18 protein-coding genes and 1 pseudogene are annotated in these 25,250 nt (G+C 43.6%); 8 read left to right on the top strand and 11 right to left on the bottom strand.

The genetic code is table 11. From position 1 onward, the window contains the following. Positions 1-9: 9 nt before the first annotated feature. Both FDF36_RS08130 and FDF36_RS08125 read right to left on the bottom strand, forming a co-directional pair. Positions 10-3,312: a SusC/RagA family TonB-linked outer membrane protein gene (locus FDF36_RS08130; RefSeq protein WP_220390995.1), complete on the bottom strand. Its 3,303-nt coding sequence runs from the start codon at positions 3,310-3,312 to the stop codon at positions 10-12. Positions 3,313-3,569: 257 nt separating this feature from the next. After that, positions 3,570-4,595 carry a FecR family protein gene (locus FDF36_RS08125; protein ID WP_220390994.1) on the bottom strand — a complete coding sequence of 342 codons (1,026 nt, stop codon included), beginning with the start codon at positions 4,593-4,595 and terminating at the stop codon, positions 3,570-3,572. 104 nt (positions 4,596-4,699) lie between these two features. Between FDF36_RS08125 and FDF36_RS08120 the strand changes: the two genes are divergently transcribed. Both FDF36_RS08120 and FDF36_RS08115 read left to right on the top strand, forming a co-directional pair. After that, the gene (locus tag FDF36_RS08120) at positions 4,700-5,281 is read left to right on the top strand and encodes an RNA polymerase sigma-70 factor (protein WP_181747520.1); all 582 of its coding nucleotides are present in this window, start codon (positions 4,700-4,702) and stop codon (positions 5,279-5,281) included. 209 nt (positions 5,282-5,490) lie between these two features. Beyond that, positions 5,491-5,919, top strand: coding sequence for an HU family DNA-binding protein (locus tag FDF36_RS08115; protein ID WP_220390993.1), 429 nt, complete (start codon positions 5,491-5,493; stop codon positions 5,917-5,919). Here the strand turns inward: FDF36_RS08115 and FDF36_RS08110 are convergent. After that, positions 5,885-6,191: pseudogene (locus FDF36_RS08110) on the bottom strand (sensor histidine kinase); the annotation flags it as partial. The gene FDF36_RS08115 and the pseudogene FDF36_RS08110 sit on opposite strands and share 35 nt — an antisense overlap. Between FDF36_RS08110 and FDF36_RS08105 the strand changes: the two are divergent. Then, complete coding sequence (locus FDF36_RS08105) at positions 6,120-6,308, top strand: hypothetical protein (RefSeq protein WP_220391258.1); 189 nt, start codon at positions 6,120-6,122, stop codon at positions 6,306-6,308. The pseudogene FDF36_RS08110 and the gene FDF36_RS08105 overlap by 72 nt on opposite strands. A 174-nt stretch (positions 6,309-6,482) precedes the next feature. On the opposite strand, the gene FDF36_RS08100 is transcribed toward FDF36_RS08105, so the two are convergent. Further along, positions 6,483-9,113: a valine--tRNA ligase gene (locus FDF36_RS08100; RefSeq protein ID WP_220390992.1), complete on the bottom strand. Its 2,631-nt coding sequence runs from the start codon at positions 9,111-9,113 to the stop codon at positions 6,483-6,485. 116 nt (positions 9,114-9,229) lie between these two features. Between FDF36_RS08100 and FDF36_RS08095 the strand changes: the two genes are divergently transcribed. After that, positions 9,230-10,291: a DUF3810 domain-containing protein gene (locus tag FDF36_RS08095; protein WP_220390991.1), complete on the top strand. Its 1,062-nt coding sequence runs from the start codon at positions 9,230-9,232 to the stop codon at positions 10,289-10,291. 5 nt (positions 10,292-10,296) lie between these two features. Further along, entirely contained in the window at positions 10,297-11,082 is a 786-nt protein-coding gene (gene mazG / locus FDF36_RS08090; RefSeq protein ID WP_220390990.1) for a nucleoside triphosphate pyrophosphohydrolase, read from the top strand. A 101-nt stretch (positions 11,083-11,183) separates the two neighbouring features. On the opposite strand, the gene FDF36_RS08085 is transcribed toward mazG, so the two are convergent. The 7 genes from FDF36_RS08085 to FDF36_RS08055 form a co-directional block, all read right to left on the bottom strand. Beyond that, entirely contained in the window at positions 11,184-11,657 is a 474-nt protein-coding gene (locus FDF36_RS08085) for a hypothetical protein (protein WP_005801211.1), read from the bottom strand. Between the two features lie 28 nt (positions 11,658-11,685). Further along, the gene (locus FDF36_RS08080) at positions 11,686-12,099 is read right to left on the bottom strand and encodes a hypothetical protein (protein ID WP_005785404.1); all 414 of its coding nucleotides are present in this window, start codon (positions 12,097-12,099) and stop codon (positions 11,686-11,688) included. Positions 12,100-12,116: 17 nt separating this feature from the next. Next, complete coding sequence (locus FDF36_RS08075; protein ID WP_220390989.1) at positions 12,117-12,668, bottom strand: RNA polymerase sigma factor; 552 nt, start codon at positions 12,666-12,668, stop codon at positions 12,117-12,119. Between the two features lie 72 nt (positions 12,669-12,740). Beyond that, on the bottom strand, positions 12,741-13,655 hold the full coding sequence (locus FDF36_RS08070) for a ribonuclease Z (protein ID WP_220390988.1): 915 nt from the start codon (positions 13,653-13,655) through the stop codon (positions 12,741-12,743). A 149-nt stretch (positions 13,656-13,804) separates the two neighbouring features. Beyond that, positions 13,805-15,598 carry a 30S ribosomal protein S1 gene (rpsA, locus tag FDF36_RS08065; RefSeq protein ID WP_005775782.1) on the bottom strand — a complete coding sequence of 598 codons (1,794 nt, stop codon included), beginning with the start codon at positions 15,596-15,598 and terminating at the stop codon, positions 13,805-13,807. Between the two features lie 141 nt (positions 15,599-15,739). After that, complete coding sequence (locus tag FDF36_RS08060) at positions 15,740-16,855, bottom strand: retron St85 family RNA-directed DNA polymerase (protein ID WP_220390987.1); 1,116 nt, start codon at positions 16,853-16,855, stop codon at positions 15,740-15,742. Between the two features lie 207 nt (positions 16,856-17,062). Further along, on the bottom strand, positions 17,063-19,282 hold the full coding sequence (locus FDF36_RS08055; protein ID WP_220390986.1) for a DUF5686 family protein: 2,220 nt from the start codon (positions 19,280-19,282) through the stop codon (positions 17,063-17,065). A 240-nt stretch (positions 19,283-19,522) separates the two neighbouring features. Here FDF36_RS08055 and FDF36_RS08050 point away from each other — a divergent pair, with 240 nt between their 5' ends. The 3 genes from FDF36_RS08050 to FDF36_RS08040 all read left to right on the top strand — a co-directional run bounded on the left by FDF36_RS08050 (position 19,523) and on the right by FDF36_RS08040 (position 25,244). Continuing rightward, entirely contained in the window at positions 19,523-21,712 is a 2,190-nt protein-coding gene (locus FDF36_RS08050; protein WP_005795924.1) for a glutamine synthetase III family protein, read from the top strand. 341 nt (positions 21,713-22,053) lie between these two features. Beyond that, positions 22,054-22,755, top strand: a complete 702-nt coding sequence (locus FDF36_RS08045; RefSeq protein WP_220390985.1) for a Crp/Fnr family transcriptional regulator — start codon at positions 22,054-22,056, stop codon at positions 22,753-22,755. Positions 22,756-22,799: 44 nt separating this feature from the next. After that, positions 22,800-25,244: a beta-N-acetylhexosaminidase gene (locus FDF36_RS08040; RefSeq protein ID WP_220390984.1), complete on the top strand. Its 2,445-nt coding sequence runs from the start codon at positions 22,800-22,802 to the stop codon at positions 25,242-25,244. Positions 25,245-25,250: the final 6 nt, after the last annotated feature.

Raw genomic sequence — 25,250 nt, 5'->3', positions numbered from 1 at the left:
TTCTATCTTTTAAAAATCCAATTTTACATTAAAACCTAAATAACGGGTGGAAGGAGAGCTCAGGTTATCCGAGTCGCTGTCGGGATCGGTAAAACGGAACTCTTTGGTCCAGACAAACAGGTTTTGTCCGACAAAGGCCAGTGTCAGCCCTTTCATATGAAGCTTGTCACAAACCGATTTAGGCATTTGATAGCTCAGTGAAAGGTCACGCAATTTGAAGAAAGTTTCATCAAATACATTCTGACGGGTGACGGTACCTATATACGGGTTGGTACTCTTCATATACGATTCGTAGGATACCTGTACATCATTCGGAGCAAACACACGGTCGTCATGGATGATTTTTCCATTCGAGTCGTAATCTACACTTCCCGAAACTACTTTTACTCCACTGCCCACAAAGTTGGTCTTTTTGTTCACTACCTCGTCATACCGCCACTGGTTGTCCGAGTCGATATGTGCTCCCGAATTCCACATGGCCTGATTGGTCTTCGAATGTGCCATACCTCCCACTCGTCCGTCAAGTGTAAAAGAAAGAGTAAAGTTCTTATAGGTTACCGTATTGGTCCAGCCCCATATCCAATCGGGATATTCATAGCCGATAACCGACTGGTAGTCGCTCTGTTTGGGATAACCATTATAATTAACTAAATTTCCCTGTGAATCACGCTCCCAATCGTAAATACCGTACCAGTCCCAACGTTTCCCGACGGCTACCCAAGGTTTTTGTGTAGAATACACCGGGTCTATTTTGGTATAATACCAACGGTCACGCGACCAGTTGAAGGACGACTCCCATTTCAGGTCTCTCGTCCTGATAATATCGCCCGATAAAGTCAACTCTACTCCCCGTCCCACATATTCTTCATCGATATTGATCAATGTAGACGTAAATCCGGAAGAGTTACTGATACCTGCACTGCGGGTCAAGTTGTAATAGAGTTTATTATAATATGTAAAATCTAATTTCAGGCGATTCTTAAACATGTGAATTGCCGTACCGATTTCATAAGAACGCGTGGCCGAGGGTTTCACCGCTACACCACGGATAGATGTCGGATAATATGCGGCGCTCTCACCGTTCCACAAATCGGTAGAAACACTGTAAGTATTGTTGGTATCGTATACTCCCAAGTCACTCTTGGTCTGCGTCCATGCCCCCCTCACTTTCCAGAAGTCAATCACTTCGGGCATTGGGATGAACTGTGAAAGAACCACACTACCGGCTACAGAAGGATAGAAATAAGAACGTGTCTCCGACGGCAATGAAGAAGACCAGTCATTACGTCCTGTCACATCCAGAAACAGTGTACTCTTCCAGGAAACAGAGGCTTTGGCATATACACTGGTCACCAGCTTTTTAGTAATACCGCTGGTTGTCTTCACCGGATCAATCGATGACTTCAATGAATAATACCCCGGAATTTTCAATCCATTCTGCGTTTCGCCCAGAATATTGTCACTCTTCCAATAATAAACGTTTCCACCAATAAAACCATCGACACTAAAATCACCGAATTTGTGATCGGCAGACAAGATCAGGTCATTGTTTAAGCTGTATCCTCCTAAACGTTGCAGCCCGTAATAGCCTTGTTTATGCCAGCCGCCTACGGCACTGACGGCATTCCGCCACTCTTTCTTCTGCGAGTATGAATCCAGACCCGAACGCAGCGACAGGTTCAACCAGGGAGTAAAATCATAGTTGGCAGAAAGATATCCATTAATCAAATCGTAATCACTCGAACGGACAATTTCATTTGCTATGAAATAAGGGTTGTCATACCACTTGGTATCCATCCAGTTCTGCTGTTCGTCCTGCTTGATCCAGTAGTTCTTATAGTCGCGTATATCATATTCGGCACCCGACCACACCAACAGGTTATAAAGAAATCCGCTACCACCGTATCCGGCTCCCATGTCATTGGGATAAAAGCGCTTATTATAAGTCAATCCTCCGTCAAAAGAGAATTTCTTCCACTTCATATCACCCGACACCGAATAAGTGATTTTATTCAGTTTCTGATTCGGATACTGCCCTTTATTATACACATGAGTCAATGAAGTGCGTACACTTCCATACTTACCTTTCTGAGAGACACTTACGTTATTGTTTGTCACCATACTCAGTTCCTGGAAGTTCTTCAGATTGTTTTTGCCTTTCGATACCAAAGGCATGTCTACCCATTCGTGCGTATACGGATCATACTGCAACGCCGTACGCCCGATGTCCAGCTTATCTCCCCATACATATCCTCCGGTAGAATAGGTACCCTGTGATCCGGAACTGTATGACGTTTGCACTTCCGGCTTTCTCAGATATCCGGCCGCAAACATCGTACTGCTATTCACAGTCACATTCAGTCCCTCTTCTTTTCCTTTTTTGGTAGTAATCATCACCGCACCGGCTCCTCCACGTGCGCCATACAGGGCTGAAGCCGTAGCTCCTTTCAGGACATCGACCGACTCGATATCATCAGCAGCTATATCATTTAATCCTACATTACCATAAGGTACACCGTCGATAACCAGCAAAGGAGCAGATGCACGCAACGAAAGTGAAGGTGAGGTATTGAACTCCGTACTGTTTTTTACATTCAATCCGGCAATCTTACCGGTCAGCGATGTAGCTACATTTACGGTCTTGACAGCAGCCAGTTTGTCACCGTCTACCTTTTGCACGGCATAGCCCAGAGCTTTTTCCTCGCGCTTGATACCCAAGGCCGTCACCACAACTTCGTCGAGTTGTTTCGTATTTTCAGCCAACTGGACAGTAAGTGAGGTATTATTACCTACCGGAACTTCTTTAGTGATATATCCGATATATGAAATGATAATCGTACTCTTAGTTCCTACAGAAAGGCTGAAATTACCGTTGATGTCGGTAATCGTTCCGCTTCCGGTTTCTTTCTCCTTAATATTGGCTCCGATAACGGGCGACCCGGTTTCATCAATCACCAGCCCCTTTATCTTTTTAGTGGCCTGCTGTTGTGCAGCGGTTGTTTCCAAAATCTGTTTTGGAGACAGGATTATGCTGTTCTCCAATATCTTATACCCGATATTCGTTCCAGCAAACAATTGGTTCAGAACCTGACCAATCTCTTTCTGGTTACTTTTGATAGTCACATTCCGGGAGATATCCACTTGCTTGTTGTTATAGAAGAAGTGAAACTCCGACTGCTTTTCTATTTCATCCAGCACTTTCTGAAGACTACTGTTGTTGACATTTAAAGTCACACGTACTGACTGGCTATAACCTTTAGCCGCAAATGCCATGCTGGCAAAGACAAACAACATTATTGCTGATAGTTTCATACACAAAGGTATTTTTTTCAAGAGCGAGAATGTATTCTGCCTCCCGAAAAATTGGAAGTTTAAGTAAATTGTCATAGATTTGTAGTGATTTTGATTTAAAAAATTCTATTTGCCGCACAGTTTGTCGCCAAACAAACTGACGGTGGACTTTCATACAGGTAGATACGCCAATATCTTCCTGTATGTTTTTTTGTTTTAGGGAGAGCGTGCTGTCATAGTAGTAATAAAAATGATTTTAAAGTTTCATACTCAAACGGTTAATATAACTCTATCTTTGTTTTTTCCTGTATTGCCTTGTGTGTGGCATCATACTCCAGATCAAGGTATTTATACTGTATTCCGGATGCATATCTGAAGTGTTCAAGGATCAACGGCAGATACTGCCTGCTGAACACACCGGTGAAAGAATTGGCATATAGTGTGGAATCTTTCACGATAAACTCTACATTAAACCTCTTGCTGAGTATCTTCAGCGTTTCGGCCAGTGATGTGTTTTTAAGCACTACCTGACCGTTCTTCCAGGCTGTATAGATCTCCACATACGATTTTTCGGCCCGTGCCTCGTGTGTTGCCGTATGATATACAAATTCTTCATCGGGCTTCATGACGAATGTTTCTTTTGTATCGCCTTTCCCCAAGAATGACAACCTGACCGATCCCGATACCAACGTTGTCCTGACTATACTATCCGTCCGGTATGCTTCCATATTGAACTCCGTACCCAATACTTCGGTCTGTATATTGAAAGGAGTATTGACCACAAACCGTTTACTCCTGTCTTTACGGACAGAGAAGTAAGCCTCCCCGTCAAGTTCCACCGTACGCGTATCCCCTGTAAACTTAACAGGATGTTTCAGTGAAGATCCGGAGTTAAGCCAGACTTTGGTACCGTCCGGTAAATTTGCCTCAGCCACCATACCGGGATTGGTCCGTATCTCCACATATTCTTGCGGCGGATTTTTCAGAATTAAATAAAGGGTGGTGGCAAGCAGCGGTAACGCCATACAAGCAGCAATACGCTGCCCCCAAACCATCCAGGAGATTCTATGTCGATGTTTGTGTATTTTGCCTTTCACCTGCTGTAAGGCTGCGGAAACATCCACCCGATTCATATAATTCAGTGTGTCTGCCGCACGGTAGAGCCGGAAAATATCTCGTGCCATCTTCTCATTATCTTCCGAAGCCGCTATCCATTCCTCCACCTCTTTCCGGCGATCGTCTGGAAGTTCCCCCGCAAAATAGTTTAAAAGAACCGACTCATTAATGTAACAGGATTCATCCATAATTCGTGCTTTTATAGATAAGACGAACCAAAATAGAAATCTCCTAACCAAAAAACGTATTTTTTTTGAAAATAATATTATTTTTGCCCAAAACGAAGGTCTACATGTATAACGACACCTCGCGCACAGTAAGCGATGAAACTCTGTTCTTCCAGGTTCAGCAGGGAAACGAAGGCGCATTCGAAGCATTGTTTCTCAGGCATTACCCGGCTCTTTGTGCCTATGCCCGGCTCTTTGTCGAACCGGATGACGGCCAGGAGATCGTATCGGACGTCATGGTCTGGCTTTGGGAAAATAAAGAAATGCAGGCATTCGAGAGTTCCTTAAAAAGTTATTTGTTCAAGGCTGTTAAAAACCGCTGCCTGACTCTCATCAACCGGAACGAAGTGAAACAACGGATCGAAAAAATGATATTCGATAATCTCCAATCGCAGTATGATGATCCCGACTTCTACGTTATACAGGAGTTAACCGAAAAAATAGAAGAAGCTCTGGCACGACTTCCCGAGAATGTACGCGAAGCATTCGAACTCAACCGCTTTCAGAATCTGACATACAATGAAATAGCCGAACGGCTGGGAGTGTCTCCCAAAACAATCGACTACCGGATTCAACAGGCCTTAAAACAGTTGCGCATCGACCTGAAGGAGTATCTCCCCTTATTACTTCCTTTCCTCCTGCATTGAAAGAACGAAACAGTTCTTAGTTTCGTTGCATATCTCCTTATCTTTACGTACATTTGGCAGTAGCATACGATATCTGACACCCGGGTGTCGGATAGTCCGACATGGGGGTGTCACACACTGCGACACCCGGGTGTCAGCACTCCTAAAGTCTATGCTTCCTGTACAGAGAGTACAGAGAAAACGATAACTAACCTTAAAGATAAAAGTATATGCCTATAAACTATGTAGTCAGGAAGAAAAAAGATCAGAGCGGTAATGAAGTTAAAGAGCTCTACTATGCCGTGCCCAGTGCCATTCAGAACAAAGGAGTCAGTGAAAAACAATTAGCGGAGGACCTGCACGACAACAGTTCACTCTCGGCAGGCGATGTACTGTCTGTACTCGAACAACTCCCGAAAGCCATCGCACGACATATGAAAGAAGGAAGAACCGTCACCATCCGCGGATTGGGAACTTTCTACCCGGCCTTAAGCAGCGAGGGCTGCGACACTCCCGAAGAATGTACGCCCAACAAAGTCAGATTGACACGCATCTGTTTCCGGGCCGATACCGCGTTCACCTACGACGTGAAACATTGCGAATTCGAAAGCATGCAACTGCGATTTACAAAGAAGCCGAAGCCCGGTAAGGAAGAGTGAACCAAAAGACAGAACCTTTTCCGGACTCGGACTGAACCCCGATCTCGCCCCCCCAACTTCTCAATAATCATTTTGCAGATAGACAGTCCCAATCCGGTGCCTTGTATAAAAGTGTTGTATTTGACAAAACGCTCAAAAACATGTTCACATTGCTCGGCGGACATGCCACAACCGGTATCGGATACATAGAAGTATAACGTATGGGCATCTTGCAGCCGATACCCGATCTGAATCTCTCCCTGCGAAGTGAACTTTATGGCATTGACAACCAAAATCCATCCCGGATCGCCGATAAAGACGATCAGGCGAGGAGAAGATTGAAGTTGATAGAATTTAGAAACAATACGTCTTCCCTTGTTTTGTCTGTATGGGCAGATAGCCGGGAATGAACAGCTCCCAATAATACAAGAAGGAGGCAAAGGCATCTGAATGGTGTCTGTTTCATTTGTATGTTTGTTTCTTTTGAGTCGAAACAAAGGTATAACTATTTCTCCGTATACAAAAAAAGGTACTCTGTTATTTTTAGAGTACCTTTCTATTTTTATCTTCGTAAGAAGTTGATTTTACGCATTTTTCAGGGAAGCAATACTTTCCTTGAGCGACTGAATGATGCTTTCGGCATCCGCCTGTTTCTTGCGCTCCATCTCGATAACGGCTGCCGGAGCGTTATTTACGAACTTTTCATTGCTCAATTTCTTTAAAACTCCCTGCAAGAAACCTTCTTTGTGTTTCAGCTCGGCTTCCATGCGTGCTATCTCGGCATCGACATCGATCATATTACCCAGAGGCACCGCAAATTCAGTGGTTCCTATCATGAACGAAGAAGCTCCGTCAGCCTTTGCGTCCACTACCTCGATGGCAGACAGATTACACATTTTACGAATGACAGGATTCATCTTTTCTACCGGATTGGCTCCGACTACCTGCAATTCAAGCGGTTCTTTCAATGCGATATTCTTCTGCAAACGGATGGTACGTACACTGCTGATGATTTCTTTGGCTGTTTCGAACTGCTGGAGGAATTCTTCGTTTACCTCTCCCGGTTCTCCCAAAGGCTGTACCATCAGGCTTGCACCCGGTTCACGCTCGCGCAACTGCTGCCACAACTCTTCCGTAATAAACGGCATGAAAGGATGGAGCATAGCCAGCAGACGTTCGAAAGCACTTAACGTCATCGAGTAAATGAATCCGTTAACGGGCTGTCCGTAAGCCGGCTTCACAATCTCGAGCAACCATGAAGAGAATTCGTCCCAGAACAGTTTATAAATCAGCATCAATGCTTCGCTCAGACGATATTTGCTAAACAAATCGGCAACTTCGACAGCAGAGGCATCCAGTCTCTGGTCAAACCACTGTACAGCCAGGTGAGCATCTGCCGGAATATCGATTGTTCCCATTCCGTTCTCCCAACCTTTCACCAATCGGAAAGCATTCCATATCTTATTGCAGAAATTTCGTCCCTGCTCGCAAAGCGCGTCATCAAAGAGAATGTCATTCCCGGCAGGAGCCGAGAGCATCATCCCCATACGTACACCATCTGCTCCGTACTTTTCAATCAATTCCAACGGATCAGGCGAGTTACCGAGTGACTTAGACATTTTACGTCCCAGTTTATCGCGAACGATACCCGTGAAATATACATTCTTGAACGGCATTTTTCCTTCATATTCGTAACCGGCCATAATCATACGGGCTACCCAGAAGAAAATGATATCCGGTCCGGTCACCAAGTCGCTTGTCGGATAGTAATAATTGATTTCTTCATTACCCGGATTATTGATGCCGTCGAACAGAGAGATAGGCCATAACCAGGAAGAGAACCAAGTGTCCAGGCAGTCTTCATCCTGACGAAGATCGGTCATCTTCAGGTTAGGATTGCCAGTCTTTTCCCGAGCCAACTTCAGGGCTTCCTCATCGGTCACAGCTACCACATATCCGCCTTCGGGCAGGAAATATGCCGGGATGCGGTGTCCCCACCACAATTGACGGCTGATACACCAATCCTTGATGTTCTCCATCCAATGACGGTAGGTATTCTTATACTTGGCAGGATAGAATTTAATATCATCCTTCATCACCGGTTCAAGAGCGATCTGGGCCAGATGTTCCATCTTGAGGAACCATTGCATAGACAACTTCGGTTCGATGACCACGTTGGTACGCTCTGAATATCCCACTTTGTTGGTGTAGGCCTCTGTCTTCTCCAGCAGTCCGGCTGCTTCAAGATCCTTCTCAATCTGCTTACGGACGTCAAAGCGATCCATACCGATATACATTCCGGCAGCTTCGCTGATCGTACCGTTATCATTGAATATATCGATACTCGGCAAATTATATTTTTCGCCCAGCATATAGTCGTTTACGTCATGTGCCGGAGTCACTTTCAGGCAACCGGTACCAAATTCGATATCCACATAGTCATCTTCGATAACAGGAATCACACGGCCTACCAAGGGAACTATTACTTTCTTTCCTTTGAGATGCTGATTCTTCGGATCGTTCGGGTTGATACACATGGCCGTGTCACCCATAATCGTTTCCGGACGGGTAGTGGCAACCACTGCATATCCGTCTTCTCCTTCAATCTTGTATCTCAGGTAAAACAGCTTTCCGTGTTCTTCTTTATAAATCACCTCCTCGTCCGACAGGGCTGTCAGTGCTTTCGGGTCCCAGTTAACCATACGTACTCCCCGGTAGATAAGTCCCTTATTATAGAGATCGACAAATACCTTCAGCACACTTTCACTGCGCTTTTCATCCATAGTAAAAGCCGTACGGTCCCAGTCACACGATGCACCTAACTTACGAAGCTGCTTCAGGATGATACCACCGTGTTCGTCTGTCCATGCCCAGGCATGCTTCAGAAACTCGTCACGGCTCAGATCGGTTTTCTTAATACCCTGTGCGGCCAACTTATTCACTACCTTGGCTTCGGTAGCAATAGAGGCATGGTCGGTTCCCGGCACCCAGCAAGCATTCTTACCTTCCATACGTGCACGACGAACAAGAATATCCTGAATGGTATTATTAAGCATATGTCCCATGTGCAACACACCGGTGACGTTAGGGGGCGGAATGACGATGGTGTAAGGTTCACGTCCATCGGGTTTCGAACTGAATAATTTATGGTCCAGCCAATACTGATACCACTTCCCCTCCACGTCAGCAGGGTTGTACTTACTTGCTAATTCCATGTTATATCTATCTATTTTATTAGTTTATTGCGAAAGATTGGCGCAAAATTAATAAAAATAAGTAGAATATAGGGGCAGGAATATGTACTTTTGTTCCCCGAAAGGAAGAAGAAGCAATGAAAAACAGGAAACGAATCATACGGTACTCTGTTTTAGGGACTTTAATAGTCCTTGTCTGGCTCACTCAGATGCTCCCGGCATTGGGCGAAGGGTATGCCCGTACGGCCTATCCGGTCATTTCATATATCTTGTCCGGTTTTTCGAACATTATCCCCTTTGCATTGGGTGACTTATTTATAGCACTGAGCATTGGAGGAATGATCGCCTATCCGTTTTATGCACGAATCCGACTGAAATTAAGCTGGAAAAAAATACTGAGAAGAGATGTGGAATATTTGCTATGGATCTATGTTTGGTTCTATCTGGCATGGGGACTCAACTATTCACAAAAGAATTTTTATGAACGAACCGGAATTCCATATACTGCCTACACTCCCGAGATTTTCAATGAATTTGTAGACAACTATATCTCAAAACTGAATGAGTCGTATGTGCCGGTCAATCGGATCGATAAAGAAGTAACCCGCAAAGAGGCAGTCCGACAATATAACCTGATCAGTGATACGCTCGGTATACACCGTCCTCCCCACTCCCGTCCACGAGTAAAAACCATGATGTTCACTCCATTGATTTCGATGGTGGGCGTGACGGGTAGCATGGGGCCTTTCTTCTGTGAGTTCACACTGAACGGAGACCTGCTTCCTCCACAATATCCGGCAACCTATACTCATGAACTGGCGCATTTGCTAGGTATCACCAGCGAAGCGGAAGCAAACTTTTATGCATATCAGGTCTGCACCCGCTCCGTAAATAAAGAAATCCGTTTCAGCGGTTATTTCTCTATTTTAGGCCATGTACTTGCCAATGCCCGCCAATTGATGACAGAAGAGGAATATAAAAAGTTATTCGGCAGTATACGTCCGGAAATCATTGAGCTGGCCAGAAAAGACCAGGAATACTGGATGGCAAAGTATAGTCCGCTTATAGGTAATATTCAGGATTGGATATATGATTTGTATCTGAAAGGGAACAAAATAGAAAGTGGACGTAAGAACTATTCGGAAGTGATCGGTCTGCTGATTTCATATAATGAATGGAAAAAAGAATCAAATAAATAATAAACATGCATACAAGAGAAGAACAAATGGAAGCGTTCGGACGCTTTCTGGACATCCTCGACGAACTTCGGGTAAAATGTCCATGGGACCGCAAGCAGACTAACGAAAGCCTGCGCCCCAACACTATTGAAGAAACTTACGAACTTTGCGACGCATTAATGCGGAACGACAAAAAAGATATCTGCAAAGAACTGGGAGACGTCCTGCTGCACGTAGCTTTTTATGCCAAAATCGGTTCCGAAACCGGTGATTTCGACATGAAAGATGTATGCGACAAACTTTGTGAGAAGTTGATATTCCGTCATCCCCATGTATTCGGGGAAGTAAAAGCAGAAACAGCCGGACAAGTATCCGAAAACTGGGAACAATTGAAACTGAAGGAGAAAGACGGCAATAAAAGTGTGTTAAGCGGTGTACCTGCTGCTTTACCCTCGCTTATAAAAGCTTACAGAATGCAGGACAAAGCACGCAACGTGGGATTCGATTGGGAAGAAAGAGAACAGGTCTGGGATAAAGTAAAAGAAGAAATCGCCGAATTTCAGGTGGAAGTGGCTAACATGGATAAGGACAAGGCAGAAGCAGAATTCGGAGATGTCATGTTCAGCCTCATCAATGCTGCCCGACTTTATAAAATCAACCCGGACAATGCATTGGAACGCACCAACCAAAAATTCATCCGACGATTTAACTATCTGGAAGATCATACCATTAAAGAAGGTAAAAATCTAAAAGATATGAGCCTGAATGAAATGGATGCTATCTGGAACGAAGCTAAAAAGAAAGGATTATAGTCCGACACACCCCGGATTCAAAAAAAAATGAGGGTATGTCACCACTCACCACAGAGTCTTGATACACCCTCATCTATATAATGATTTGCTAAAAGGATAAGCTATTTCCTCTTTCCCTGTGGACGTTCATTTCCACCTTTATTATCACGTACCCCTTTCAGCAGTTCGCGGTGGAAACGCATCTCGGCTCTTTGCACCAGATAAATTTTCTTGCACGAAAGGATTTTCTTAAACTTCTCAAAATAAGTTTTATCCAGCCGGTCCGAAGCGATGCGGGCATCATAAACTCCTTCCAGAATTTCTCCGTATTGAGTGTCGGTCGTCTTTTCATCTTTACCGCTACGAAGCAATTTCCATGCTTCGTCATTCAATTGCTTTTTCCGATCCTGCAGTTCAAAATAAACCGGAAAAAACTTCGCAGCCTCTTCTTGGGTCAAGCCAGCTTTTTCTGTTATAAATGCTTGTTGTTTGGCCCTGAATTCTTTGGGTGACAAATGTTGATTAGGACTTCCCACGGCACGCAGCGCAGGGGTAAAGCCACAAACTATAATCAATAGAATAATCAGTTTCTTCATTTCGCTTTATTAAATCAGTTTAGTTTACTTATTCGGCTGTCGCATCACTAAGGTAGACGTACAATGAGTAATCGTCCAACATCGAGCGATCTAATGCTACATCAATATATTCATCCGAAACCACTTCTGTCGCTGCTTCATTTGCAGTGAGATGATCACCGGCAGTTGTCGGTTGGTGGTTCGAAGAAGCTACACGGATGATCAATGCAGCTCCTATAAACATAGCCGCCATATAGAGCAAGGGCTTCATCCTGATCCACATCGTGGGTTGCTTCACTTCCTCGAAGGCAGGACCTTCTTTTTCCGGCAGTTTCCCCATAACCTCTGAAGTCAAGTTTTCAAAGTACCCTTCAGGTACTTTAAAGGAATTCTTCTTCCCCACTTTCTTCAATATGTTATCTTCTTCTTTCATACGTTCTTCTCCTCTCTTCTTCTTAGACATTGTACATATTAAAAGGTTTAATTGGCCTCCTCCAAAAACTTCTCGATTTTTTTCACGGCATGATGGTAAGAAGCTTTCAGAGCTCCTACTGAAGTGCCGAATATCTCCGACATCTCTTCATACTTCATCTCCTGATAGTATTTCAGGTTAAACACCATCTGCTGCTTCTCAGGAAGGGTCAGCAGTGCTTTCTGAAGCAAAAGTTCTGCACGATCTCCCGAAAAGTAAGGATCACTCTCCAGTTTCTGGATGACATCAGCCTCCGGATCGTCAATGGCGACCGTATTCATAGCCCGCTGTTTATTCAGGAAAGTGATACATTCGTTCAGGGCAATACGGTAAAGCCAGGTAGATAGCTTTGCCTCAGCCCGGAAATAATCAATGTTTATCCACGCCTTAATGAAAGTGTTTTGAAGAAGATCATTGGCATCATCGTGTGAAAGCACCATCCGCCGGATTTGCCAGTATAACTGTTCGCTATATTGTGAGACAATCCTTTCAAATCCCTGCTTCTGTGTTCTCTCATCCTGAAGGAGCGCCAAAACCTCTCGTTCATTATAAGGGTTCATAGGTTCGTTTGTAATTCGTATATGTTATTTTAGACAATTCTATTCAGCAATAGTTTAATCACTTCTCCGGAATTAAAGACTTATACACAAATTTTCTTTTGCCAGAATCGTATTCGGGAATACCGCCGAAGCTTCTTTAAGCAAAATATTCTCGTCTTCGTAACGAGCAGAAAAGTGACCGATTACCAACTGGCGCACCCCAGCCCCTAAAGCTATCCGTGCCGCCTGAGCAGCTGTAGTATGATAGGTTTCTTTGGCACGTGCCAGTTCTGATTCGGCAAAGGTCGCTTCATGAAAAAGTAAGTCGACACCGGAAAGTTGTTCCACTATTTCCGGCCTAAAAATCGTATCGGAACAATAAGCATACTTTCTGGGAGGATCCGAAGGCCGGGTCAAACGTGTATTGACAATCACTTCTCCCTCGGGAGTCACGTAATCAGATCCATTCTTTATCCGGTTTAGTTCGTAAACAGGCACCTTATAAAAATCGACCATATCACGTATAATATGATTGGGGCGTGCTTTTTCGGCAAACAGAAAGCCACAACAAGGAATACGGTGCTGAAGCGGAATAGTGGTGACTGTCATCGAACGATCTTCGTAAACCACTGAAGTCTGCCTGGTATCGAATTCATGGAAAATGACTTTATAGGCCAATGTATGGCAAAAGAAATTGAGCATGGGAGTCAACAACTCCTCCAACCCTTTTGGAGAATGAATGTGCAATTCAGCCGTACGTCCCAGTAACCCGAAAGTGGAAATAAGTCCCATCAATCCGAAACAATGGTCACCATGCAGATGCGAGATAAAGATATGATTCAACCGTGAGAATTTCAACCGTGATTTACGCAATTGCATTTGTGCTCCTTCTCCGCAATCGATCATAAAAAGTTTATCACGCAAATTAACTACCTGTGAGGTAGCAAAATGCCGGGTAGTAGGCAATGCGGACCCGCAACCCAATATATGTAATTCAAATTTTTCCATCTTTCAAACTGTATCTGCAAAGATAGGCAATTAAAATTCAGTGCAAAGTCTCACCGAATAAAAAAATAATGAAGGGTTCTGCCAAGATACAAAAAAGAAAGGGTACTCCTTTGCAGGAATACCCTTCAGTTTATCTGAGAAAATATGAATTACTTCTTACCTTCCAACTGTTCTTTCAGAGCAGCCAAAGCATCGATATCACCCAGAGTTGTAGAAGCAGCCTGGTTCTGGATAGCAGGAGTTTCTTCTCTCTTAGAAGATTTCTTTGCGTTAGAGGCAGCCTTCTTTTCAGCTCTTTCTTCTGCCTTAGCAACATCTTCGAAAATGCGGCTGTGAGACAGGATGATTCTCTTAGCATCTTTATTGAACTCGATCACTTTGAATTCCAGTTTCTCGTCCATCTGAGCCTGTGAACCGTCTTCTTTAACGAGATGTTTCGGAGTAGCGAAACCTTCAACACCGTAAGGAAGAGCAACTACAGCGCCTTTATCCAGCATTTCGATAATTGTACCTTCGTGTACAGAACCTACAGTAAATACTGTTTCGAATACATCCCAAGGATTTTCTTCAAGTTGTTTGTGACCAAGGCTCAAGCGACGGTTTTCTTTGTCGATTTCCAATACCTGAACTTCGATATCAGCACCAATCTGAGTAAATTCTGACGGGTGTTTAACCTTCTTAGTCCAAGAAAGGTCAGAGATGTGGATCAGTCCGTCAACACCTTCTTCGATTTCTACGAATACACCGAAGTTAGTGAAATTACGAACCTTAGCAGTATGCTTAGAACCTACAGGATACTTCTCTTCGATAGTTTCCCATGGATCTTGTTTCAGTTGTTTGATACCCAAAGACATCTTACGTTCTTCGCGATCCAAAGTCAGAACTACAGCTTCTACTTCGTCACCGACTTTCATGAAGTCTTGTGCAGAACGCAAATGCTGTGACCACGACATTTCTGAAACGTGGATCAGACCTTCAACACCCGGAGCGATTTCGATGAATGCACCGTAGTCAGCCATAACCACTACTTTACCTTTCACTTTGTCACCTACCTGAAGGTTCGGATCCAAAGCATCCCATGGGTGCGGAGTCAGTTGTTTCAGACCCAAAGCGATACGTTTCTTCTCGTCATCGAAGTCGAGGATAACAACGTTCAACTTCTGATCCAGTTCAACCACTTCTTTCGGATCGCTTACGCGGCCCCAAGACAGGTCAGTGATGTGGATCAATCCGTCTACGCCACCCAGGTCGATGAATACACCATAAGATGTGATATTCTTAACGGTTCCTTCAAGAACTTGTCCTTTTTCGAGCTTACCGATAATTTCTTTCTTCTGTTGTTCCAGTTCAGCTTCGATAAGAGCTTTGTGAGAAACAACCACGTTTTTGAATTCCTGGTTGATTTTAACCACTTTGAATTCCATTGTTTTGCCAACGAATACATCATAGTCACGGATCGGTTTCACGTCGATCTGAGAACCCGGCAAGAATGCTTCGATACCGAATACGTCAACGATCATACCACCCTTAGTGCGACACTTGATGTAACCCTTGATAATTTCTTCGTTTTCCAGAGCAGCATTAACGCGATCCCAAGAGCGAGTAGCGCGAGCTTTTCTGTGTGACAGAACCAACTGTCCTTTTTTGTCTTCCTGATTTTCGATGTATACTTCAACAGTATCACCTACTTTCAAATCAGGATTGTAGCGGAATTCATTCAAAGGAATGATACCGTCTGATTTGTAACCGATGTTCACAACAACTTCACGTTTGTTCATTGCGATTACAGTTCCGTCAACAACCTCACGGTCATTTACTTTGTTAAGCGTACCGTCGTAAGCTTTTTCGAGTTCTTCGTGGCTGGCACCAGCGAAGCTCTCGCCGTTTTCATACGCATCCCAGTTGAAGTCTTCAATAGGAGCAACGTTCTTTAAGTTTTCCATTAATAATTAATTGTTTAGTAATTCTTTAATTAAATAAGACATTATATTGATTATATAAATCGGGCGCAAAGATAGAACTATTTTCTTGAATTAGAAAAGAATAGCGAAAAAAATATCAAAAGGAACTACAATCGACATCCCTCACATTAATCTCTTCAAAGCCGTGATAGAATCAGATACATATCGGTTATCCGGCTCTATGGAACGCCAGTAGCAAAGATTACCCAATAAACGCTTCAGATAAACGGGATCGGTAGACCCTATATGTTCCTGATGTCCTACCAGCCCTTTTGTCAGGACGTAGTGCACATTCTTACGAATTTCTCTCTTTTTCACTTTAGGTATAGTCATCTTCTCACCCGAACTAACCGATACTCCCGTAATAATCTTACGTTTATATTCAGACAAGAAGCGTGTCTTTTTTGCATTTATCGTGAAGCCTTCTTCCCGGACAATCCCGTGAATTCGTGCCAATACTTCATCTTTCGGCAAATAATCTCCCGAAAATGTAAGATCATCGGCATATCTCGTATAAACCAGTCCATATTCATCGGCTAACGCCATCATTTTTTTATCCATCGGATAGGCTATGATATTGCTGAGAGCCGGACTTGTAGGTGCTCCTTGCGGAAGACATTTATAGCAGCAACAGAGCTCTCCCAGTACTTTCGCAATAGGGCCAGAGTATCCCATCTCCCTGAATGCCGCCCTTACTTTGGGCGAACGGATGGAAGGGAAAAAGTCATGGATATCTACTTTTAATACGTTTTTTCGTCCCAGATGTGCCTGGGCATTATCAGCCACTGACTTACCCGGACAAAACCCGGTAACGGCAGGATGCACATGGGCCAGTAATAAGATGCGTTGGTAAATGGTCTGCTGCATGACTCGTAACTTATCTTCCGGAGCTGTAATGGCCCGAAATCCCCCGCTTCTCTTCCTTATATAGAATAGCTTATATTGCCTCGGAACATAATCCAGCACCTCTCTCAACGCGTCTTCTTCGACCGCAAGCAGATTGGCACACCAACTGACAGCTTCAGCTTTGAATCGCTTTGCACCAAAAAAATTAGCATCCTTACCAAAAAGACTTCTGGGAAACAAAGCACTTGTTTTCTTTTCTTTAGCATAAGGGGTGTCGCTGACATAGTTACCGGCCTTCCATCGCTTATATCCTTCCTGGCTTTTACTCGAACGAATAATTATAAAAACCAGCAGAGCGGTAATAACGGTTACAATACAAAAGAGTAGTTCCATCCTTATATATTATTATATATAGAAACAATAAAAAAGAGGATGAGATTATTTACTTTTCTTTACTTATGAGCAACATAATAAAGAAAATCAGAAAAACCCTGAATTTACGAGGCGACTGCACCTCTTTTTTGCTAAATCTTTATCTCATCCTCTTGGCCACAAAGGTAGAAATATTCTTCTCAGCAGACAAAAATAGCAAGAATAAAATTACCGGTTAAATAACTCGAACGTAAACTTGCAGCCGATCTCAGTATACTTCCAGTTCTCACTACCCACAAAAACACCAAAATCAAAAATGTGAGTACCAATTCCATACCCCAATTCCACATAAGGCTGGAGATGAGGTACCGACAATATACTCGCATACAACCGCTCGTTTTGGACATAGCGTGTGTATTTAATCAGATGTTTCAATAACAGGAAAGGAGCTTCATAAGTAAAATGCCCCCGTATGTATTTCCGTGAAGCATTGTACCAACGACGGTCAAGAAGCTGAAATACTCCCCCGATTTCGTCATTCCAACCTTCGGGAAGATTACTTCGGGTAAAATTATTAAAATCGACAAAATACATCTCTTTCTGATTAGTAAACATACCAAAGCCAAAACGATAATAGATATTGCGCATCAGTCCCAAAGGTATATGATGTTGTAGATCAAACTCCAGACGTTCATACTGTCCGGTACTGCCAAACACTCCTTTGATTCCTCTCTCCCAGTCTATTGAGAAAGTGGGATACTTGGAATGGAGATTAATCTTACGATGACCGTTCATATAATAGTACAGACAAGGGGTCCACTCCAATCGAACCCGAGGGGCAAAACTCAAATAGGTGTTCCTTATTTTGTTTTGAATATCTTCATTGGAGGGATCTTTACTCTTTGTCAGCGGAACCAGTTTGGAGGGTTTCACCGCCTTTCGTCTATGAGTAGAAAAACCTACACTTAACTCTAACCCATTGATAACCTCAATACTATGTCTGAAATTAAAATATAAGTCGTAAAAGTAATCCAAATGAATCTGATTAAAATCGAACACACTATCGGGTATGGCTTTCAGATCATCAAGTACATCACTGCTATAAATTCGGTTACCATTACCAAAATCAATATGAACAGTTGCCATCTTCTCGGGCAAGTAATTAAATTCGGTATTGACAGACCAATAGAATTCTTTTCGTGTAAAGTTGTAGCCCAACTTAGGTACCACACGCAATAGCCGATCATGCTTAAAAAGTCGGTTATATTTAAACGATTGCCTGTAGGAAAGGCCGTTGCTCCCACTATAACTCAACAAAAAAGGGTTGATAAGGGGCGAACACTTCACGCTTCCCAGATTGGAGAGGTTCAATTTATAGTCACTGATCAGCACGTCTCCCACCTGTCCCCAAAACACCTGACTCTTACTCTTAGGTTTAATATTGCGTTGAATGGTATCTTTACGCAATGCATCTTCTTTGTATAGTTTACGCTCATCCTCTGACAAGGGAATCGGCCTTAATGTTTCAAAATAAGCACTATCGGTATGGAAAGAGGTAGTCTCGCATTGCAAATTATAAGAGTCTGAAAGGTCATATTTACTTTTTCCTTTTGTCCTCGCCCTCACCTTCTCTTTCCATTTATTCTGATTTTCTTCAAGCACAATATCGTGATAGTCGAGCGATGCCACATAAACCCCATTAATACGGTTACCCAGAAAATTAAACTGGCCTTCGACATTGTAGCTGACCGGAAGAAACTCATCATCCTTTCCCACACTGCCCATTTTTATCAGGCAACTGAACAATAGTAGTTCCGACCTGCCGGAAAAACGTATTTCACGGACACTCCACACGTCACTACTCACAATCATATATCCACCTACCAACTGATCACTCTTACTTTTGGGAATAAACCGTATCTTATATTGTCGGTTGTCCGTTCCGCCCATTATGGAATCGATCAGATACTTATAATATTTCCGCCCGTTTTTGGCCAAAGGAGAAAGCAATCGGTCATAAAGCAGTGTTGAAGAATAAAGATTGATATTGAAATACTCAAGCATCCCCGGTACTCCCCGGTTATTGTGGACAGTGCCCACAGAAGCTTTCACCTTTTGGTCGTAGATATTAGGAGCTGTAAAATGCAGATCACTATACGTCTCCACCATATACTGCCGTACACCTTTTTGAAGACGAAACATGGAAGGTACATACCGGAGAATAAAATTCTTTCGTTTGATATCCATCGTACCTTTTATATATAGATCGGCCCGGTAGTCAGTCACTAACTTCTCATAAAATGGGGCGAAGGTCATCACATTATTCAAAATAGAATCGGCAGAGATGGGGCGATTGGTCTGAGGATCAAGAACAACGTTAGCCACTCCCTTTTGAACAAAACAGAGCGAGAATAACAAAAAACACCATATTAATATATTGTACCTCAAATACTAATCTCCTTAATTGAAGGCAAATATAAAAAAAATCCGATTATGCGACTAATAAATTCATATTTTATAGTAATCTCCGGATAGGTAAAGTATACAAAAAAGTTATTTCGCCTGCACAGAAACAGGGGTGTACAAAGAAAAAACATATTTATTTTGAAAAATACCCCTATAAAAACAGGGGTATATCAGAAAAAACATATAATTTTGCGCCCAACAACCAATAAAAGAGACACCATCATGTCAAAAATGAGATTTTTCGCACTACAAGAGCTATCCAACAGAAAGCCCTTAGAAATTACTACTCCCTCTAATAAACTATCCGATTATTATGCCAGCCATGTATTCGATCGTAAGAAGATGCAAGAGTACCTTCCCAAAGAAGCGTACAAAGCAGTAGTAGACGCTACCGAAAAAGGCACCCCTATCAGCCGAGAAATGGCCGACCTGATAGCCAATGGCATGAAAAGCTGGGCAAAATCGCTCAATGTGACACACTACACGCACTGGTTTCAGCCACTGACAGACGGAACGGCCGAAAAGCATGACGGCTTTATCGAGTTCGGTGAAGACGGTGAAGTAATCGAACGTTTTTCCGGCAAATTACTGATCCAGCAGGAACCGGACGCTTCTTCTTTCCCTAATGGTGGAATCCGTAATACGTTCGAAGCCCGCGGTTACACAGCATGGGATGTTTCGTCACCGGCTTTCGTAGTAGACACCACTCTTTGTATCCCGACGATTTTTATCTCATATACAGGTGAAGCGCTCGACTACAAAACTCCATTATTAAAAGCATTGGCAGCCGTTGACAAAGCTGCTACCGAAGTATGCCAGCTTTTCGACAAAAACATCACTCGGGTATTCACCAATTTGGGTTGGGAACAGGAATATTTTTTGGTTGACACCTCTTTATATAATGCCCGCCCCGACCTTCGATTAACGGGACGTACCTTGATGGGACATTCTTCAGCCAAAGACCAACAGTTGGAAGACCATTACTTCGGTTCTATTCCGCCACGCGTCACTGCCTTCATGAAAGAGCTTGAAATAGAGTGTCACAAACTGGGCATACCGGTAAAGACCCGCCACAATGAAGTCGCTCCCAACCAGTTTGAATTGGCTCCCATTTTTGAAAACTGTAATCTGGCGAATGATCACAACCAGCTGGTAATGGACCTGATGAAACGCATCGCACGCAAACATCATTTTGCTGTTCTTTTCCATGAGAAGCCCTACAACGGTGTCAATGGCTCAGGTAAGCATAACAACTGGTCGCTCTGTACCGATACAGGTATCAACCTCTTTGCACCGGGCAAAAACCCCAAAGGAAATATGCTATTCCTTACTTTCTTGGTAAACGTATTGATGATGGTCCACAAGAATCAAGATCTGTTGCGTGCTTCGATCATGAGTGCTGGAAACAGCCACCGCTTGGGGGCCAATGAAGCGCCTCCCGCTATCCTGTCCATTTTTCTGGGTTCACAGCTGTCAGCTACACTCGACGAAATTGTCCGCCAAGTGACCAATTCAAAAATGACTCCGGAAGAGAAGACAACCTTAAAGTTAGGTATCGGACGTATACCCGAAATCCTGCTTGACACTACCGACCGTAACCGTACTTCTCCTTTTGCATTCACCGGAAATCGGTTCGAGTTCCGTGCCGCCGGATCATCAGCCAACTGTGCCGCTGCCATGATTGCCATCAATGCCGCCATGGCCAACCAATTAAATGAATTTAAAGCATCGGTAGACAAACTGATGGAAGAGGGTATCGGTAAGGACGAAGCAATCTTCCGCATCCTGAAAGAAAATATCATAGCCTCCGAACCTATCCGTTTTGAGGGTGACGGCTACTCAGAAGAGTGGAAACAGGAAGCAGCCCGCCGCGGACTAACCAACATCTGCCATGTTCCGGAGGCCCTGATGCATTATATGGATAACCAATCGAGAGCCGTACTGATAGGCGAACGTATCTTCAACGAAACCGAACTCGCCTGTCGTCTGGAAGTGGAATTGGAAAAATATACCATGAAGGTACAGATTGAAAGCCGCGTATTGGGTGATCTGGCCATCAACCACATCGTCCCTATCGCTGTCAGCTACCAGAACCGTCTTTTGGAAAACCTTTGCAGAATGAAGGAAATCTTCTCTGAAGAAGAATACGAAGTAATGAGTGCCGATCGGAAAGAACTTATTAAAGAAATCTCTCACCGTGTATCTGCTATTAAAGTACTGGTACGCGACATGACAGAAGCCCGCAAAGTAGCCAATCACAAAGAGAACTTCAAAGAGAAAGCATTTGCTTACGAAGAGACCGTACGTCCTTACCTGGAAAGCATACGCGACCATATAGACCATCTCGAGATGGAAATTGACGATGAAATATGGCCGTTACCCAAATATCGAGAACTATTATTCACGAAGTAAGCCATACTTGATGTCTCCCCGTAAGAAGGTCCTTTTCAAAGATCTCTTATGGGGAGCTTTCCATTTCCCGGGTTTCCTCTACCCAAGCCTACTTTCCTGCCGGCAAACATCCCAGCGTCTGTCAACAAAAGATTGAAAGAGATCAATGTTCAATTTGAAAGATAGATAAACCGGAGTTCCATATCGCGCTTCTTGCTCTCAGAAAGAGTATGCTCACTCTCCTAAATAGTCCGCCCGACTTCCAAAATGTAAAGCATACATAGCAAACTTTTCAATAAACTATTCTGTTTTTCATTTTTTCTTTCTACATTTGTGCTTTATAACACAGTTTTGCAACAGATATGGTAAAGATGAATTTGTCAGAAATAAACGTTCCCGAACGTATTGCAGAGATGTGGGCTCCTCTAAACGCAGAGCAAAGGGAGTTCCTGGCCAATAATTTCACCCTTCAAAATTACAAAAAGAATGAAACAATTTATTGTGAAGGTGAATCACCTACCTATCTGATGTGTCTGCTCAGCGGCAAAGTGAAAATCTATAAAGACGGAGTAGGAGGCAGAAGTCAGATTATACGCATGATAAAACCTACAGAATATTTCGGTTACCGGGCTTACTTTGCCAAAGAAGACTATGTGACTGCTGCTTCTGCATTCGAACCTTCAACCATCTGCCTGATTCCCATGAGTGCTATCATGACACTGATAAGCCAGAACAATGACTTGGGTATGTTTTTCATTCGTCAATTGTCTATCGACCTCGGTATTGCCGATGAAAGAACCGTCAATCTGACCCAAAAACACATTCGCGGACGCTTGGCCGAATCACTGCTTTTCCTCAAAGAAAGCTATGGATTGGAAGAAGATGGCTCTACGTTAAGTATCTATCTTTCACGCGAGGATTTGGCTAACCTATCGAATATGACTACTTCCAATGCCATCCGTACATTATCCAACTTCGCAACCGAACGACTGATCACCATCGACGGACGAAAAATCAAGATCATCGACGAGGAAAAACTTAAGAAGATCAGCAAAATAGGATAAAAGCGCTCTGTCGCCATTCAATAACTTAACACACATTTATTACCATGAAAAAAGGAATTACTCTTCTTCTTTTGTCTCTGCTTTTCATCACCCCCGGATGTAAACAGTCAAAAGAAACCATCGTGAACGAATACAATATCGTTCCGTTGCCAAACCAAATGATTCCCCAACAGGGGCGGTTCGAAATAAGTAAAAAAGTAAGAGTCATAACAACCGCTTGTACACCGGACGTACAAATCATTGCCGACAGCCTCATCAACCGATTGAAGCTGACATCAGGAATTACCATAAAGCAAACTTTCGAGAACGTAACGGACGAGCCTGTTATTCGTTTTGTGCCGCAAGACGGAATGCCCGAAGAGGGATATAAACTCTCTGTCACTCCTCAAAATATCACCCTCACGGCTTCTACCCCCAAGGGATTTTTCTATGCAGTGCAAACACTTTATCAGTTATTGCCACCCGTTGTATATGGTAGCCAAAAGGTGAAGGATGCCGAATGGTCGGTGCCGGCTGTCGAAATAGAAGATGCTCCGCGCTTTGCATATCGCGGCCTGATGCTGGACGTATGCCGCCACTTCTCCCCGGTGGAATATATATATAAATTCATCGATATGCTGGCCATGCACAAGATGAACACTTTCCACTGGCATCTGACCGATGACCAGGGATGGAGAATTGAAATCAAAAAATATCCCAAACTGACTGAAATAGGCTCCAAACGTAAAGAGACATTAGTAGATTATTACTATGTAAACTACCCGCAAGTTTTTGACGGCAAAGAGCATGGTGGATACTATACACAGGAACAGATCAAAGCCATTGTAGACTATGCGGCCAGCAAATTTATCACGGTGATCCCCGAAATCGAGATGCCGGGACATGCAATAGCAGCCATTGCTTCTTATCCGGAACTTTCATGTACACCGGACAGCACATGCGATGTGACAGGAACCTGGGGCGTATTCGAGCAGGTATTCTGCCCCTCGGACACCACTTTCCAGTTCCTTGAAGGAGTAATGGATGAAGTTATGGATCTCTTCCCCAGCAAATACATCCACATCGGTGGTGACGAATGCCCGAAAACAGCCTGGATCAACAGTGAATACTGCCAGTCGTTGATCAAACAACTGGGACTGAAAGACGATGTTACCCCCAATGTTATCGATGGGAAGAAACATACCAAAGAAGAGAAGTTACAGAGCTACTTCATCACCCGCATGGAGAAATACCTGAATAGTAAAGGGCGCAATATCATCGGATGGGACGAAATTCTGGAAGGCGGACTGGCCCCGAATGCCACTGTTATGTCCTGGAGAGGAGTAGAAGGCGGATTAAATGCAGCCAAAGCCGGACACAACGCCATTATGACACCGAATCCATACGCATATCTGGACCAATATCAGGAAGAGCCGGAGATAGCTCCCGTTACCATCGGCGGATACAACACGCTCAAAAAGACTTACAGTTATAACCCTGTGCCGGACGATGCAAACGAACTGGTGAAAAAGCATATCATCGGTGTACAGGGTAACATCTGGACAGAATATATGCCCAGCAATGACAACCGCGACTATCAAGCCTTCCCACGTGCAGTAGCCATCGCCGAAACGGGCTGGACATTGAATGCAAACAAAAACTGGAACAACTTTTGCCAACGCATGGTAGAAGATTTCCGCCGTATGGATGTAAAAAACGTCAAAGCTTGCCGCAATTTCTTCGATGTGAATATCAATACACATGTGGACGGAACTAATACGTTGAAAGTAGTACTGGAAAGTTTCTACCCCAATGCCGAAATTCATTATACAACAGATGGAAGCACTCCAACAGTAGAATCTGCCATTTACGATCTTCCTTTCGCCTTATCCGGCGAGATGAATGTGAAAGCCGCTGCTTTCAAAGACAAAAAGATGTTAGGCAAAGTCAGTGGAAAGAAGTTGTATGGCAATCTGATCAGTGGTAAAAGTTTCACAGTGACTCCGCCCATCGGAGGGGCCAAAGGCGACATTTTTGGTGAAAACGATGTTCTCGGTACTGATATAAGCACTTTCGGACTAACCAATGGTAAACGTGGCAATATCGCTTCGATGACTCCGTGGAGCGGATTCCGGATGAACGATACCTGCAAAGAACTGGTATTTATCGTCGAATTCGAACAACCTACTACTGTCAGCAAAGTGGTCTTCGGTTCGTTATACAACCCTGCATCAGTCATTCTCCCTCCCAGTATAGCTACTGTCGAGACCTCTTCCGATGGACAGAAGTATGATAAAATGGCAGAAGCTTCCTTCAAACGGAACTATCCTGAAAGAGGTAGAAAGGCATTCACTGATACATTAGGCTTTGCCCCCAAAGAAGTCAAGTATATCAAAATCACTCTTCAAAATGGTGGTACTTTACGAAACGGCATTGATTTCGTGAAAGACCCGAATGAAAAAGATGTGGTTCAGGCTAACATCTATTTGGACGAAATAGAAGTATATTAACGACCA

The organism is Bacteroides fragilis (genome assembly GCF_019583405.1).
Classification (GTDB): Bacteria; Bacteroidota; Bacteroidia; order Bacteroidales; family Bacteroidaceae; genus Bacteroides; species Bacteroides fragilis_B.
The sequence above is the reverse complement of the archived record's forward strand: the minus strand, read 5'-3'. Positions and strand labels throughout refer to the sequence as shown.

Bases quoted from the DNA above. Each gene is read 5' to 3' on its own strand.
- FDF36_RS08130 (WP_220390995.1), bottom strand. From the start codon at position 3,312: ATGAAACTATCAGCAATAATGTTGTTTGTCTTTGCCAGCATGGCATTT.
- FDF36_RS08125 (WP_220390994.1), bottom strand. From the start codon at position 4,595: ATGGATGAATCCTGTTACATTAATGAGTCGGTTCTTTTAAACTATTTT.
- FDF36_RS08120 (WP_181747520.1), top strand. From the start codon at position 4,700: ATGTATAACGACACCTCGCGCACAGTAAGCGATGAAACTCTGTTCTTC.
- FDF36_RS08115 (WP_220390993.1), top strand. From the start codon at position 5,491: ATGCCTATAAACTATGTAGTCAGGAAGAAAAAAGATCAGAGCGGTAAT.
- FDF36_RS08105 (WP_220391258.1), top strand. From the start codon at position 6,120: ATGGGCATCTTGCAGCCGATACCCGATCTGAATCTCTCCCTGCGAAGT.
- FDF36_RS08100 (WP_220390992.1), bottom strand. From the start codon at position 9,113: ATGGAATTAGCAAGTAAGTACAACCCTGCTGACGTGGAGGGGAAGTGG.
- FDF36_RS08095 (WP_220390991.1), top strand. From the start codon at position 9,230: ATGAAAAACAGGAAACGAATCATACGGTACTCTGTTTTAGGGACTTTA.
- mazG (WP_220390990.1), top strand. From the start codon at position 10,297: ATGCATACAAGAGAAGAACAAATGGAAGCGTTCGGACGCTTTCTGGAC.
- FDF36_RS08085 (WP_005801211.1), bottom strand. From the start codon at position 11,657: ATGAAGAAACTGATTATTCTATTGATTATAGTTTGTGGCTTTACCCCT.
- FDF36_RS08080 (WP_005785404.1), bottom strand. From the start codon at position 12,099: ATGTCTAAGAAGAAGAGAGGAGAAGAACGTATGAAAGAAGAAGATAAC.
- FDF36_RS08075 (WP_220390989.1), bottom strand. From the start codon at position 12,668: ATGAACCCTTATAATGAACGAGAGGTTTTGGCGCTCCTTCAGGATGAG.
- FDF36_RS08070 (WP_220390988.1), bottom strand. From the start codon at position 13,655: ATGGAAAAATTTGAATTACATATATTGGGTTGCGGGTCCGCATTGCCT.
- rpsA (WP_005775782.1), bottom strand. From the start codon at position 15,598: ATGGAAAACTTAAAGAACGTTGCTCCTATTGAAGACTTCAACTGGGAT.
- FDF36_RS08060 (WP_220390987.1), bottom strand. From the start codon at position 16,855: ATGGAACTACTCTTTTGTATTGTAACCGTTATTACCGCTCTGCTGGTT.
- FDF36_RS08050 (WP_005795924.1), top strand. From the start codon at position 19,523: ATGTCAAAAATGAGATTTTTCGCACTACAAGAGCTATCCAACAGAAAG.
- FDF36_RS08045 (WP_220390985.1), top strand. From the start codon at position 22,054: ATGGTAAAGATGAATTTGTCAGAAATAAACGTTCCCGAACGTATTGCA.
- FDF36_RS08040 (WP_220390984.1), top strand. From the start codon at position 22,800: ATGAAAAAAGGAATTACTCTTCTTCTTTTGTCTCTGCTTTTCATCACC.